Here is a 14,364-nt window from a genome sequence, read left to right on the forward strand (position 1 = left end):
CGTTCAGCATAAAAAGCTTCACTTGAGTGACCTCAGAGCTTGATGCCTACTGCCTCATATAAAGCCATGAAGACTACTTATTTGCCTTCTTATAGGCCTTATGTTCTCTTTCGGCCTGCTTTTCTGCATCACTCTTGCGTGAGAATGCGATTTTAGCGGCACGCTTAACTGCGTATGCTCCGATATGTTTGAACTTGTCCTCAGATTTAACCATGTGTGTGCACTCTGGATGAGTTCGGTGGAGATGGATAGCATCGAATGCACACTTAGTTGTGCAGACACCACATCCGATACACTTATTCTCATCAACTACAGAAGCACCACACTTTAAGCAGCGGCTAGCCTCAGCCTTTACCTGCTCCTCTGTAAGTGTAAGGTGAGCATCTCTAAATGAATGCTTCATATCGATACTTGTATCAATAGCTGGCTCATTACGTCCTGCTGTGTCATATTCTTCCACAAGAATGTTATCTTTGTCAAGCTCGATAAAGTCACGGCGATTCTTACCGATTGTCATAGAGCAACCTGGCTGTACGAATCTGTGGAGAGAATCTGCTGCACATTTGCCTGCCTCAATAGCATCAATAGCAAACTTAGGCCCAGAGTAAACATCACCACCAACAAAGATATCTGGCTGTGCTGTCTGGTATGTAAGCTTGTCAGCTACTGGGTAGTTGCCATGCCAGAACTCAACCTTTTCCTTACCATCACCAAGGAGTCCGCCCCACTCGATGCCCTGACCGATAGCAAAGATAATATTCTTGCATTCTACAGTCATTGTCTCATTCTCGTCGTACTGTGGATTGAACTTACCTTCTGCATCCTTTACAGATATACACTTCTTGAATACGATACCTGATACGTTGCCCTCTGCATCCTTAAGGACTTCCTTTGGCCCCCAACCATTGTTGATTGCAATATTCTCTTCAAGTGTCTCAGTGATTTCTGAGTTGTTAGCTGGCATCTCATCTCTAGACTCAAGGCAGAACATCTGTGGGTTTGAAGCGCCAAATCTAGCAGCTGTACGTACACAGTCGATAGCTACGTTACCACCACCGACAACAACTACGTTGCCATCCATCTTCTGGCTCTGATCCTCAAGTGCCGCATGGAGGAATGTAACAGCGATGTCGATACCTGATTTTGCATCTGTTCCTGGGATTGGTGGAATCTTGCCACCCTGGCATCCGATTGCAACATAAAATGCCTTGTAGCCCTGAGCACGAAGTTCATCTAATGTGATGTCCTTACCTACCTCAACGTTACACTTGATTTCAACACCAAGCTGACGAATAACGTCGATTTCAGCCTCAACAACATCCTTCTCAAGCTTCCATGTTGGAATACCCCATGTGAGCATACCACCTGGACGAGAGTTCTTCTCAAATACTGTTGGCTTGTAGCCCTTTGTTGCAAGGTAATAAGCACAAGAAAGACCTGCAGGACCTGAACCGATAATTGCGATTTTATCATCCCACTGTGTTAAACGGTTTGAAGGGATGTCGATTGGTGGAATGTATCTTGTCTCTGCGTGTAAATCACGCTCAGCAATAAACTTCTTGATATCATCAATAGCAACTGGTGCATCGATAGTACCACGTGTACAAGCAGCCTCGCATCTCTTATTACATACACGGCCACAAATAGCAGGGAATGGATTGTCCTTTTTGATAAGTGCAAGTGCATCATCATAGCGGCCATTCTTTGCCATGTTTACATAACCCTGAACAGAAACGTGCGCAGGACAAGCAACCTTACATGGAGCTGTACCTGTGTCATAGCAGTTCTTACGGTTGTTGTCACGATAGTTCTCATCGTATTTATCCTTGCCCCAGTGAACTCTGTCTGGAAGAACTACCTTTGGATACTCAACCTCTGAGCCGTCCTTTTTGCAAAGCTTCTGACCAAGCTTAACTGCACCTGCCGGGCAATACTCAACGCACTTACCACAAGCTACGCACTTTTCAGCCTCAACGTGAGCTGTGTAAGCAGAACGTGACATGTTAGGTGTGTTGAAAAGCTGTGATGTACGAAGGGCATTACAAATGTTTACGTTACAGTTGCAAAGACCGAAAATCTTGTTTTCTCCATCAATGTTTGTAATCTGGTGAACATAACCAAGTGTCTCGGCACGCTCAACAATACGCATAGCCTCTTCGTATGTGATATCGTGACCCTTACCAGTCTCGCGGCAATAATCAGCGAAATCACCAAGGCCGATACACCAGTTCATCTCATCATCACCACAACCTTCTTCGAGGCAAGCTCTTGATACACGGCATGAACACTGACCTACACCAATGTGGCCTTCGTATTTTTTGAGCCAATAAGAAATCTGCTCAAGATCAACCTTTTCATTTTCAAACTCAATAGCCTTTTCTACAGGTATAACGTGCATACCTACACCAGCACCTCCTGGTGGAATAAGGTGTGTAAGTCCATCAAGTGGTACATATGTCATTCTCTCAAAGAATGATGCAAGAGCTGGATGCTCCTTTAATCTATTGTTTGAACGCTCTCCTGGAACTGACTCTTCCATGTTGAAAAGCTCAGCTGAACCAGGAACGAAAATAGGAAGCACATATCTTCTCTCAGACTGAGGAGCTGTACGTCCATTATGATCGTAGTGATTACCATAATCGTACTCTAAAAGTCCGATATATGACATTTCATCAATAAGCTTCTGGAAAGCTTCTTTATCCTTTGATTTCTCAGGATTCATTTTGCATAAATCATCAAATGTATAGTGGTGACGCACCTTCATAGTGAGGGCAACATCAGCCATTTCCTCTGTTACGATTTCTGCAAGACCCCAGTACTCTGGATCCTCAACCTTTACGCCAAACATCTTGTGTGGCATAACATCTGTAATCTTTTTTCCAAGCTTTAAAATCTTCTCGCTTGGTGCTTTGTCTCCCATGTGTGGTGGGATGACTGCTTTACTCATTTCTGGCATTTTCTTATACTCCCTTTCTTTAATACCCTATAATCCGCTCGAGTTTTCATGCCAAACAAGTCTTTCCATTCGCCACGCTTGCGCTCTTGCCGTGCTCATTGCCCTACATAAGATGCTGCTACGCACCATCTAAGTAGGGATGGCACTCTATGGGCTCATTTAAAAGACTTTATTGCCATGGAAAACCCGAGCTCATTTAATATATTAATGAACTGAGAAATGAAGTTCACGAAGACCTTCGACTTCGTCACAAATCTTCTGCAGTGAACAGCTTCCACAGTCCATCATTACGTTCTTGAAGATATGATCAATTGTGCCAGTAATATCTTCAAGATGCTTTGCCTGATCAGATAATAATTTATAATCAAAATCTGGCTCAGTTATAAATATGAGCTTTACAGCTTCAATATTTTTGTTTTCATGATAGGTATCAATAAAAAGCTTGCCCACCTTGGCAAAATCTAATCCATTCTTAAGAGCTTCCTTGCCCACGCGAACAGGTTCTCTGTTGTTTGATGCAGAAATACGAGTCATGTAGCCCTCTGGATTGATGTGATACCTAACGTATTCTATTTTTCTAATTGCATTATAGAGTGTGTTACCATCCCCGAGACTATCTTCGGCTACCTTAACAAGAGCAATTCTTGCATAAGGCGTGTCTGCCTTTATCTCATTCAGGTCTGGCCCAATTAATAAAACCTCATCCGTATTTACGAATTCATCATTGCAGGTAACAGCCATTGCACTTACTGCTGGAAATGTGCCGCCACCAAGCTCATAAGCCATATCTGCACGGAGAATCAGATTGTGGTCACCCACATCTGTCCAATCCGCATTTACGATATTAAGCTTTTTTGCTGTAGTCATATCAATTTGAGATAGCAACCCTTTAATGCCGTCATCATATAGCTTCATTAAATCTTTCGATCCTTCTTTATCTTGTCATAGTGCTTCTGTAAAAGAGGCTGAATCGCACTTGTGAGCTTCATATCCAAATTGAAGAAGTACACAATAAACGATAAGACAAATAAGCACAATAATACGATTGCGATAATTAATAATACTTTTAACATTCGTAAACTCCTTTGCTGCAGAATACTAGAGTATTCAAAGCAGTGTATCTATTAAATGAGCTTTGTAAGTAACAAGCTATTAGGATTCTCAAGTGAGGCGTGCTGCCGAGCGGAGAATCACTAATGCTTGTGACTGTAACAAAGCGGTTTAAATTACACGTTACCTTTTTGTCTTGCAAATTCGGCAGCTCCAAGTGCTCCCATGAGCTGTGGATCAATTGGAAGATCAATAACCTTAAGCTTGAGAACCTGCTCGATAGCAGCCTTGAGCCCTGCATTCTTTGCACATCCACCTGTAAGTGTAATCTGATCAACAGCACCAGCCTTCTTTGACATTACAAAGCATCGCTTTGCTACAGAAAGCTCAATACCTGCTGCAATCTCATCCATTGGTTTACCCTCACCTACTAGTGAAATAACCTCTGATTCCGCAAATACGGTACACTGAGCAGTAATTGGAATAACATTTTTAGCCTTAAGAGAAAGATTTGAAAACTCATCTAAATCCATCTCAAAAGCTCGTGCCATTGCTTCGAAGAAACGTCCTGTTCCTGCTGCACATTTGTCATTCATAGCAAAATTCAAAACTGTTCCATCTGTATCAACAGCGATACCTTTTACATCCTGACCACCTATATCAATAATAGCCTTTACATTAGGGTCAGCAACGTGCACACCCATAGCATGACAGCTAATCTCTGATATATTTTCATCTGCAAATGGAACTTTATTTCGGCCATAGCCTGTACCTACAAGATATGTTAAGTCCTGAGCAGAATTCAAATCAGGAACCTGTGCAACTGCCTGATCAAGGGCATCCTGGCATGATAGCACTGCATTAATACGACTCTTTAAAGTGACATCCGCAACCATTTTGCCATTTTCATCAATGATTACGCACTTTGTATATGTAGAGCCTGAATCACATCCACCAAAATATTTCATCTTTCTATTCTCCTAGTCCGGCTGTTACGCTCTCAAGCCTAAGATATTGTCTACGGTCACTAACACGTTCCCTACGACAACACTTAGAGCTTGATAGCTACAGCCTCATTAAAAATCTATAAATAGCCCATTACCAAAGCATGCTATCGTCGTAATCCTCCAGCGTTGGGTCGAGGGGTTCTTCGCGAAGTACGCTACGCATGTAGCGGTTAACGTCTTGGCGAAGGTTTTTACGTGGTATAACACGTGGGTCATATAAATCATGATTCACCCACACAAGCTTGATGCCATGGGCTCTAGCCTGTTCCTCAAACATACCATGCATTCCATCAAGGGCCTTGCAGGCAATGTGCTCCCAAAGAATAACCATATCTGCTCTGAACTCTTCACAGTAGCGCCAAAGATCATCCAACAATACCTCGTATCCACCATGGGTACGATTTCTCATAATCATGTTTTCGTACTGATGTGCCATATCGTAAATGGCCTGTTCCTTGTCATTCTCTGAAATAGGATCAAGAGATACCATTGTAAGCATATCAAACATTGGAAGTATTCCCCAACAATTGAGAAGCCATGCAACGAAATCTGTATAGAACTGGGATTGAACGCCCCAAATAACTGCTCTATGACGATACTCTTTGGCAAGCATTGTCTTTTTTCTATAGGCTTCTGTGGCCATTTTTGTAATTTTCACATCAAGCTTTGCAAATGCAGGGACCTTTCCGGCAATGGCCATATATTCTGTTTCTCTATATAAAAGAATATTATTTCCAATTACCTGAGGATAGTCTGTCTTTGTAAGCTCAAGCCACTCTGTACATTCCCTAGCACCTATGTTAATACGCTTAGCGCATTCAAAATAATAATCCCAATCAAATTTCTCACCAGTCTGCTCCTCAATGAAAGCGATAGCATTTCTAACTTCCTGAGCAGCATAATCCTGAACTCCAGGCTCAGTATGGCGAAGTGGTGTAGCAAGCTGATGTACTGGAATACCATTTCTCTCTAGTGCTCTCGAAATAACGCCATTGCCCATCAAAGAACCATCGCAGGTGGTATTACATTGAACTGCACATTTTCCAAAAACAGGCATATCACCATCGATACATATTCCTGCCTCTGAAGCTGGCATTGGACAAACATCACCTGGCATACCACATTCTTGAACCACATCAAGATAGTGTGTCATGGCATCTCCCTGAAGAAGTACGCAAACATAACAACTAGCTGTCTCCCAGCTAAGCCCCTCTAAATTAGGAAAACCGCACATGATGTTGGTCATTTCGTTTTCGTCCATCAAAACAACATGCTTTGATTTTTCAGGGCTAGCACCAAGATTTCTATCCATTGCAAAAATCTTTGTCAAAAGCTTTGCAACATCTGATGCTACTAAATCATATTCTTCTCGGCATATTCTAAGCTGAGGACCACGTAAGCCCATGGAATGCTTATCAATCATCATTGGTACTGCCAAGTAATTAAGCATCCATCTATATCGGAAAAATCCTTTTACATTCTTTGGATGAAGCATGAATTTAACAAGCATGGCAATAATACCAAGCCATCTGGTGTAGTCATACCAAGTATCTCTAATTCCTCGCCACTCTCTATGTTTGAAAACCTTTTTATCAGCACTGTAAAGCTTACCAAGCTGTGAACTCCCTACTGCTTTTCCCATTATTTCTTACCTCCTTGTATCTTTTTGATTTCGATACTTTCAACGAAGGCCTGAACACGGGTGCGAATCTGTCCCGAATTTCCTACAGCATAAGGTCTGTCAATTGTAAGCACTGGGTATCCATACTCTTCACGAAGTACATGGCTTCCAACCATTCTCTCATATGCCCAAGGATCACAGAACTTCATCTGCTCGTAAATGATTCCATCTGCCTTGTATTCCTTGGCAATCTCATCTACATATTCTCGTCTACGGTTCATTTTTGGTGTGTCCATATGACGAGGGCACATGCAGCTCATCATGTAATGGCGACAAATCTGAGTGAGAACATCCTCATCATCATTAAGAATAATCTCCTCCCTACCTGGAAGTGAGCCAAAACAGAATCTATCTGCGCATACGTATGCACCTGATTCCTCAACTAACTTTATCATGTCGATATCATCGATTTCGGAACCTACTATTGCAACTCTCGCTCTATAAGGCCATTTCTCATCTGGCTGACGGTTTTTGACCTCTTCGAGAGTCTCTCGTAATTTGTCTATTAGTAAATCATGTGGACAAACATAAGTACAAAGTGTGATTATGTGAAATTCATAACCTGTTATTCTTGGATTGTCTTCTTTTCTGTAATTACCAAGTTCAGTGATAATTCGGCAAAGCTCATTGTGCTCAGCCACAGCCTTTCTCAATGCCTCATCACTGATATCCACTCCATAGTGTTCCTTTAGAGGCTCTAAAATCTTTGAAAGACATTGTCCCACATATAAATTGAGACCGTTATCATCAGCCTTCATTGGAACCTCTAAATATTTATAAAAGAAATCCTCTTTGTCGTTTATTTTTAATAACTCCATATTCTCCACGCATCTATTTATCATAGTGCATCCATCAGGAGCTATAAGGCAGTCTAAAAACTGATAACCACCTTCAATTGCTCTTTCTAATAAGGCTCTAGAGTACTCGCATAGTAAACTGGTCAAGTAATAGGTTGCCATCTCCATGGAACCAGTTCTAGGTGCTCTAAGTCTAACGGAAAAGACTTTGCCTAAATTCATCAATACCTCAGGAATCTGATAGCAAACGCTACCAACACAGACACGTCCTTCAGCCTGAGCCTGTCTAACAAGCTCGTTGTCTGCATCCATGAGAAGATTCTCAAAGTAGTAAAGATGCTTTAAATCCCTCATAATATTTAATTCTCCCTAATCTACTGGTCACATGCTCAGTCATAAATGCTACTTCCACGCCACAAATAAATCAGCGACGAAGCATTTATCCATTGATTGCTACCAGCTCATTTAAAATTTATATAACACCTAGATTTACAAGGGCACTACGTAGTCCCTCTACAATAGGAGCTTCATTTGGAATGTAGAATACTGATTCTCCCTTTAAGTCACGCTCTGTAAGATTAGCATCTGCTGGAATCCATCCCAACATTGGAATATTTCCCAAATCCATGTACTGTATAACATCCTCTGAAGGTACACGGTTAACAATAACGCCAATTTTGTCATACATAACAAGATTGTCAGCCACTTTCTTAATTGTTTTTACAACATCGCAACCCTTTTTGCTGGAATCAGTAATAAGAACAAGGTGAGTAACTTTCTCCATAACTCGACGGTTAATCTGCTCAATGCCAGCCTCTCCATCGATAACAATGTAGTCAAAGTTATCTGCCACCTGTGCAATGACTTCTTTAAGATATGTGTTGATTTTGCAATAGCAGCCTGCAGCCTCAGGACGTCCAATTGCAATAAAAGAGAAGCCATCCATCTCAACCATAGCATCAAAAATGCGATATCTGGCTTCACCAAGAACCTCTACTGTAGCCTTGGTATCGCCATTTTCAGCTGCCTCTACTGCCTCTTTTCTAATGTCATCTAGTGTGAGCTCCGGCTCAACACCTAGGGCGGTAGACAAACCAACAGCTGGGTCAGCATCAATTGCTAAGATCTTCTTGTCAGGATATGCTTCCACTAACAATTTGACCATCACCGATGCAAGAGAAGTTTTACCTACTCCTCCTTTACCAGCAACAGCCAACACTATAGGCTTTTTTCCCATTTTAATTATCTCTCCCTTTAATGATATTGCTTTATTGATAATTTTTTATCAATATGGATAATTTTAACACACAGCCCCCATAAATAAAATAGCCTTGACATTTTTTGGATATAACACCAAAAAACATCAAGGCTATTAACTAAATTGCACAAGCTACTCTTCGATATGTAGCTTCTTTGTCATGTATGTTATGAGCATATCAAGACCAGCTTCATTTTCTCCACCACGTGGAATGATAATATCAGCATGCTTTTTAGATGGCTCAACAAACTCCTCATGCATAGGTTTTACAGTTTCTGAATACTGATCGATTATAGACTCAATACTACGTCCTCTCTCAATCATATCACGTTTGATTCGACGCATAAGTCTCTCATCTGCATCTGTATCAACAAAGATTTTAATGTCCATCAAATCGCGAAGTTCCTTATTTTCGAGAATAAGAATACCTTCCATAACGATTACAGTTTTTGGTTCAATATGAACTGTCTCGTCTGATCTGTTGTGTACAACATAATCATAAACAGGCATATCAATGGCATATCCCTTAATTAGTCTTCTGACATCCTCTGCCATTCTATCTGATTCAAATGAATCTGGATGATCATAGTTCAGGTGGCTTCTCTCCTCAAGTGTCATCTCTGGGTGAGCCTTATAATAAGCATCATGGCTGATAACAGCAATGTCCTCTCCAAAATAATCCTGCAATTTATTGATGATTGTAGTCTTTCCTGAAGCAGAACCTCCAGCAACACCAAGAACACAAATCTTTTCTGACATAAAAATACTCCTATCCTTTAAAACGTTTGAATCCCTCACCATACACTGCCTTCGATTCCATTATAACAATAAATGCATCAACATCTATCTTTTTTGATACACGATTAACCTGATACATTTGCTTGTCTGAGCAAGCGCACATAAGCACCTGACGCTCATCTCCCTTATAACCGCCCTTTGCGGTAAAAATAGTGGTACCACGTTCAACGGCCTTGTCAATTGCATCTGCAATAGCCTCAGCCTTGTTAGTAACAATCATACACATCATACCAGAATCAGCAGAAATCATTACCTTGTCAACAACTAATGAACCGATATAGCTGATTACAAATCCATAACAAAGTGCTTCAAAAGAATGCGCATAAGCTATAGTATCAATAACAATGATTACCACATCAACGATGAAGAAAATTCTGCCTAGAGTCATATGAGGATGTTTAGCCTTTATGAGCATCATAATAAAATCAGCTCCACCTGTGGATGAATTACGCATATAAACAACAGCGTAGCCTAAGCCTGTAAACACACCTACAATCATGGCATTTAATAGGATGTTCCCTATTTCTACTTTAGGAACATAAGGGGCAACAAAATCCATAAAAATTGTGCCTATAACCATGGTCTTAAGACTCTTTAGAAGAAATTTTTTACCTAGAACCTTGTAACAAATGAAAATAAGCGGAATGTTCATTATCAATGTAACTATACCGATATTCCATTTCCAATACTGGAAAAAAATCATAGCAATTCCAGTAAAACCTGTTAATGGAAACTTTGCATCTGCGGCAAAATTATAGAGTGCGATACCTATAAACAAGCCTGATAAAGCATCCATTAGACAATCAACAACTAGCTCTTTTCTCTTCTCAGACGACATTATTCCCTCCATACTTAAAAATGTTAGCTTAACAAAAGCTTGTTAATAACATTTTATTCTTGTGAAAATTTTCTAGTAATTCCATGTAAAACCTTTACTACTGTATCCATACCCTCTGCAGTAATGTGCTCCATTGGACCATGGAAATTGTAGCCCGCTGTACCAAGGTTTGGACATGGCAATCCCATAAATGAAAGACGTGCGCCATCTGTACCGCCTCTGATGGCTACAGCCTCTGGGTTTTCTCCTGCTTCCTTAATTGCATCAAATGCATAATCAATCAAGAACATATGTGGTTTAATCATTTCAAGCATGTTCTGATACTGATCCTTAATTTTAAGCTCGCATGTACCCTCTCCATACTTTTGATTGATAATATTAGCAGCGTGCTCCATTACCTTTTTCTTGTCTGCGAATTTGTAAGCATCATGATCTCTGATAATATAAGATAACTCAGCTGAAGCAACCTCACCCTTCATATCAAGAAGGTGGAAGAAGCCCTCGTAACCTTCTGTCTGTGAAGGTACCTCTGTAGGTGGAAGCATTGAGTTAAACTCCATTGCAACAAGTGCAGCATTGACCATAATGTCCTTTGCACTACCTGGGTGAATGTTAACTCCGTTGAATTTAACCTCAGCACTAGCTGCGTTAAAGTTCTCGTATTCGACCTCGTTCTCTGCTCCGCCGTCTACCGTATATGCGAAATCTGCTCCAAAGCCTTCAACATCAAAATGGTCTGGGCCAGCTCCAATTTCTTCATCAGGTGTAAATGCAATGCAAATTTTGCCGTGAGGCTCATTACCTTTAATAAGCTCATCAGCAAATGTCATAATCTCTGCGATACCAGATTTATCATCCGCACCTAAAAGGGTAGTACCATCAGTGTGAATCAAAGTGCGGCCCTTTAAATTCTTAAGATGTGGAAAATCAGACACCTTGATAACTCGGCCTGATGTACCTAAAACAACATCCTCTCCGTTGTAGTTTTCTTCGATTACAGGATTAACGTTCTCTCCAGAAAAATCTGGTGCTGTATCCATGTGCGCAATAAAGCCAAGAACCTTTTTATCCTCATATCCTGGTGTAGCAGGAATCACACCATAAACATAGCACTTATCATCTACTCTCACATCAGAAATTCCGATTTCCTTCATTTCTTCAACCAAAATATTGGCCAAATCAAACTGGCGTGCTGTAGATGGTGTAGTCTGGCTGTTATCATCACTTGTTGTGTGAATTTTAACGTAGTTTAATAATCTTTCGTATGCTCTCATTTTATTCTCCATAAAAATAGAGCTCAAAATGAGCTCTATATAATACTTTTCTATTCGAAAATCTTTTATTGGCACAGCCATGCAAATTGCCTGCCATGCAGGAAAGCTAGGCCCATGCAAATTGCCTGCGGTGCGGGAAAGCTAGGCCCATGCAAATTGCCTGCGGCAATGGGCCTGCTGTGACAGACGGGCAACTCCCGCAAGCGGGTCCTTCCCGTCTGTTATTGATTAATCATAAAGTCAAGAAGCTTCTTAGAATCTTCTGGCTCATATGCGATAAGCTCAAGCTCTGGAATGATTGTATCATCAGCCTTGAAGATGCTAGAAAGTGAAACAAACTGAGAAAGCTTTGACTTAAGGTTAAGTCTATCGCCCTCGCCTGTAACAAGCTCTACCTTTCCAACGCAATTATCAATAACATTGAAAAATGCTTCTGTGTCTTTAATATTTGTAATCTTCATAGTTTCCTCCTTAGTTCATACAAACAATAGTCAGTAGTTAACTTTATAATAGTACATTATAGCAATGCTGTCTAACCTAGAATTGTGAACTTTTTAGTAACTTTTTGGTAATTTTTATACATTAAATCTGAATGTGATAACATCACCGTCAGCAACAACGTATTCCTTACCTTCCATACGTACAAGGCCCTTTTCCTTTGCTGCTGTCATAGAACCGTTTGCCATAAGGTCATCATAGCTTACAACCTCTGCCTTGATGAATCCACGCTCGAAGTCTGTGTGAATCTTTCCAGCTGCCTGTGGGGCCTTTGTGCCCTTTTTGATTGTCCAAGCACGAGTCTCATCCTCACCAGATGTAAGGTAAGAAATAAGACCAAGAAGTCTGTATGAAGCAGTGATAAGCTTATCGAGACCTGACTCTTCAAGACCCATCGCCTCTAAGAACTCCTGCTTCTCCTCTTCTGATTCAAGCTCTGAAATCTCCTGCTCAATCTGAGCTGAGATAACAAATACCTCTGAACCTTCCTTTGCAGCGTACTCGCGAACAGCCTGTACATTCTTATTATTAGCACCATCATCTGCAAGGTCTTCATCCTCAACGTTTGCAGCGTAGATAACTGGCTTTGCTGTAAGAAGGTTGTACTCCTTGAAGTATGCTTCCTCATCCTCATCATTAAGCTCGAAAGTCTTTGCCATGTTGCCAGCTTCCATGTGATCAAGAAGGCGCTTTTGCATAGCTGCTTCCTTCTGAAGTGTCTTGTCCATACGAGCAGAACGCTCTGTCTTAGAAAACCTGCGCTCCATAACCTCCATATCTGAGAAAAGAAGCTCAAGGTTGATTGTCTCGATATCACGGAGTGAATCAATAGAACCATCAACGTGTACTACATTTGCATCCTCAAAGCAACGAACAACGTGAACGATTGCATCTACCTCACGAATATTTGCAAGGAACTGATTTCCAAGTCCCTCACCCTTTGAAGCACCCTTTACAAGACCTGCGATATCAACGAACTCGATAGTAGCTGGTACTGTCTTCTTAGAGTTGTACATCTTTGTAAGTGCATCAAGACGTTTATCTGGTACAGATACTACACCAACATTAGGGTCAATTGTAGCAAATGGATAGTTAGCAGCAAGTGCTCCTGCCTTTGTAAGTGAATTAAAAAGTGTTGACTTACCAACGTTTGGAAGTCCGACAATGCCCAATTTCATGGTAATTTATCTCCTTCTAAAAGTATTGATTTTACTGTGTTTTTCAATATTTATGACACTTTTGGTCATAGCCTTTTGTATATTACCACATTTCTATTTATTTCTCTACCCTGGGTGTTTTTTAGTTTCGGGCAGTGCTGGCGGCTTTTTTCTTTTGCACTGCCCGCTTTTCTTCTTTTGGGCAGTACTGCAAACATTTTCTTCTCTAGTACTGCCTGCCCCCACAAAACTCTTCACAAAAAAGCAGCTATCTTGCGATAACTGCTATGTAACGTTCAGTATTCAATTAGAAAAAAGATTGACAAATCTGAATTTGTGCGATTAACTACCGATATAATCGACTATCTCATTTATTCTGCTACCATTCTCAAAATTGTAATATAAGCATTACAATTTTGAGGTTCTTCTCTGCTACTTTTTGTATTTTTTCTAAAAGTGGCAGTTTATCTGCCTACTCCAACAATCCAATCCCCTATATACTTCGCCGATTATCCTGAATTTCAAAGTTCCATAGTTTCTAAATCGTCCGAAACCAAAAGCTTTCCATTATCCAAAGAACGGACATCTTTCTTTGATGCACTGCTGATTCTGAGGTGAGAACTCACAGTGTTGCTTCTCATATTCAATCTGTACACCGTAGTGCTGTCTTACGTACTCTATTCCGTGTTTGAACGCAATCATAGCATCTCTTTTACAACATCTTGGGCCATTTATCCGGCCAAGTTCTCCTATGGCGCTTGATGTAAATGCCATGTGATCTCCCCAAGTGCCATCTTCAGAAAGAGGTCCTGTACCATCAATAATAGAAAGAGCCGCACCTATAGAAGTTATCGCTCCGCATATTCCCCAGAGTCCACACATTGCTCCTGGCATCCGGAGTCCTTCATTAATAAGTTTCTTTAAAGCGGAGTCTATATCTATTTTGCCACCAGCATTATAATAAGCCATCAAGAGACATGCCCCATCTAATATATGATGCTCTGGCCCATGTATGCTTATATACTCTTTTTTTGCCATTGACTTAAACAT

The 14,364-nt window shown here is 40.8% G+C and carries 13 protein-coding genes; all 13 read right to left on the minus strand.

All coding sequences use genetic code 11. From position 1 onward, the window contains the following. Positions 1-73: 73 nt before the first annotated feature. Entirely contained in the window at positions 74-2,956 is a 2,883-nt protein-coding gene (locus E7276_RS07330; RefSeq protein WP_330598949.1) for an FAD-dependent oxidoreductase, read from the minus strand. Between the two features lie 204 nt (positions 2,957-3,160). Then, a complete protein-coding gene (locus E7276_RS07335; protein ID WP_294215703.1) occupies positions 3,161-3,871 on the minus strand; it encodes a carbon monoxide dehydrogenase in 711 nt (236 codons plus the stop codon). Then, on the minus strand, positions 3,871-4,029 hold the full coding sequence (locus E7276_RS07340; protein ID WP_294215706.1) for a hypothetical protein: 159 nt from the start codon (positions 4,027-4,029) through the stop codon (positions 3,871-3,873). Before E7276_RS07340 ends, E7276_RS07335 begins: the two co-directional genes overlap by 1 nt. A 153-nt stretch (positions 4,030-4,182) precedes the next feature. Beyond that, the gene (locus E7276_RS07345) at positions 4,183-4,974 is read right to left on the minus strand and encodes an acyl-CoA dehydratase activase (protein WP_294215709.1); all 792 of its coding nucleotides are present in this window, start codon (positions 4,972-4,974) and stop codon (positions 4,183-4,185) included. A gap of 130 nt (positions 4,975-5,104) precedes the next feature. Continuing rightward, a complete protein-coding gene (locus E7276_RS07350; protein ID WP_294215711.1) occupies positions 5,105-6,655 on the minus strand; it encodes a 2-hydroxyacyl-CoA dehydratase family protein in 1,551 nt (516 codons plus the stop codon). Continuing rightward, positions 6,655-7,845: a 2-hydroxyacyl-CoA dehydratase family protein gene (locus E7276_RS07355; protein WP_294215714.1), complete on the minus strand. Its 1,191-nt coding sequence runs from the start codon at positions 7,843-7,845 to the stop codon at positions 6,655-6,657. The genes E7276_RS07350 and E7276_RS07355 overlap by 1 nt, the downstream gene beginning before the upstream one ends. A 118-nt stretch (positions 7,846-7,963) precedes the next feature. Further along, positions 7,964-8,728 (minus strand): ATP-binding protein, encoded by a 765-nt coding sequence (locus E7276_RS07360; protein ID WP_294215716.1) that lies wholly within the window; start codon positions 8,726-8,728, stop codon positions 7,964-7,966. Between the two features lie 153 nt (positions 8,729-8,881). Next, a complete protein-coding gene (gene udk / locus E7276_RS07365; protein ID WP_294215718.1) occupies positions 8,882-9,508 on the minus strand; it encodes a uridine kinase in 627 nt (208 codons plus the stop codon). Positions 9,509-9,518: 10 nt separating this feature from the next. Then, positions 9,519-10,385: a YitT family protein gene (locus E7276_RS07370; protein ID WP_294215720.1), complete on the minus strand. Its 867-nt coding sequence runs from the start codon at positions 10,383-10,385 to the stop codon at positions 9,519-9,521. Between the two features lie 53 nt (positions 10,386-10,438). Beyond that, a complete protein-coding gene (gene pepT / locus E7276_RS07375) occupies positions 10,439-11,659 on the minus strand; it encodes a peptidase T (RefSeq protein ID WP_294215721.1) in 1,221 nt (406 codons plus the stop codon). A 221-nt stretch (positions 11,660-11,880) separates the two neighbouring features. Continuing rightward, positions 11,881-12,120: a polya polymerase gene (locus tag E7276_RS07380; protein ID WP_294215723.1), complete on the minus strand. Its 240-nt coding sequence runs from the start codon at positions 12,118-12,120 to the stop codon at positions 11,881-11,883. 114 nt (positions 12,121-12,234) lie between these two features. Beyond that, complete coding sequence (gene ychF / locus E7276_RS07385; RefSeq protein ID WP_294215726.1) at positions 12,235-13,335, minus strand: redox-regulated ATPase YchF; 1,101 nt, start codon at positions 13,333-13,335, stop codon at positions 12,235-12,237. A 546-nt stretch (positions 13,336-13,881) separates the two neighbouring features. After that, a partial coding sequence (locus tag E7276_RS07390) for a DUF5714 domain-containing protein (RefSeq protein WP_294215727.1) occupies positions 13,882-14,364 on the minus strand: 483 nt, incomplete at its 5' end.

Origin of the sequence: Pseudobutyrivibrio sp. (genome assembly GCF_015057185.1) — a bacterium.
Classification (GTDB): Bacteria; Bacillota; Clostridia; order Lachnospirales; family Lachnospiraceae; genus Pseudobutyrivibrio.

What these genes read in the sequence shown, in the direction of transcription:
- E7276_RS07330 (WP_330598949.1), bottom strand. Translation starts at nt 2,956, where the DNA reads ATGCCAGAAATGAGTAAAGCAGTCATCCCACCACACATGGGAGACAAA.
- E7276_RS07335 (WP_294215703.1), bottom strand. Translation starts at nt 3,871, where the DNA reads ATGAAGCTATATGATGACGGCATTAAAGGGTTGCTATCTCAAATTGAT.
- E7276_RS07340 (WP_294215706.1), bottom strand. Translation starts at nt 4,029, where the DNA reads ATGTTAAAAGTATTATTAATTATCGCAATCGTATTATTGTGCTTATTT.
- E7276_RS07345 (WP_294215709.1), bottom strand. Translation starts at nt 4,974, where the DNA reads ATGAAATATTTTGGTGGATGTGATTCAGGCTCTACATATACAAAGTGC.
- E7276_RS07350 (WP_294215711.1), bottom strand. Translation starts at nt 6,655, where the DNA reads ATGGGAAAAGCAGTAGGGAGTTCACAGCTTGGTAAGCTTTACAGTGCT.
- E7276_RS07355 (WP_294215714.1), bottom strand. Translation starts at nt 7,845, where the DNA reads ATGAGGGATTTAAAGCATCTTTACTACTTTGAGAATCTTCTCATGGAT.
- E7276_RS07360 (WP_294215716.1), bottom strand. Translation starts at nt 8,728, where the DNA reads ATGGGAAAAAAGCCTATAGTGTTGGCTGTTGCTGGTAAAGGAGGAGTA.
- udk (WP_294215718.1), bottom strand. Translation starts at nt 9,508, where the DNA reads ATGTCAGAAAAGATTTGTGTTCTTGGTGTTGCTGGAGGTTCTGCTTCA.
- E7276_RS07370 (WP_294215720.1), bottom strand. Translation starts at nt 10,385, where the DNA reads ATGTCGTCTGAGAAGAGAAAAGAGCTAGTTGTTGATTGTCTAATGGAT.
- pepT (WP_294215721.1), bottom strand. Translation starts at nt 11,659, where the DNA reads ATGAGAGCATACGAAAGATTATTAAACTACGTTAAAATTCACACAACA.
- E7276_RS07380 (WP_294215723.1), bottom strand. Translation starts at nt 12,120, where the DNA reads ATGAAGATTACAAATATTAAAGACACAGAAGCATTTTTCAATGTTATT.
- ychF (WP_294215726.1), bottom strand. Translation starts at nt 13,335, where the DNA reads ATGAAATTGGGCATTGTCGGACTTCCAAACGTTGGTAAGTCAACACTT.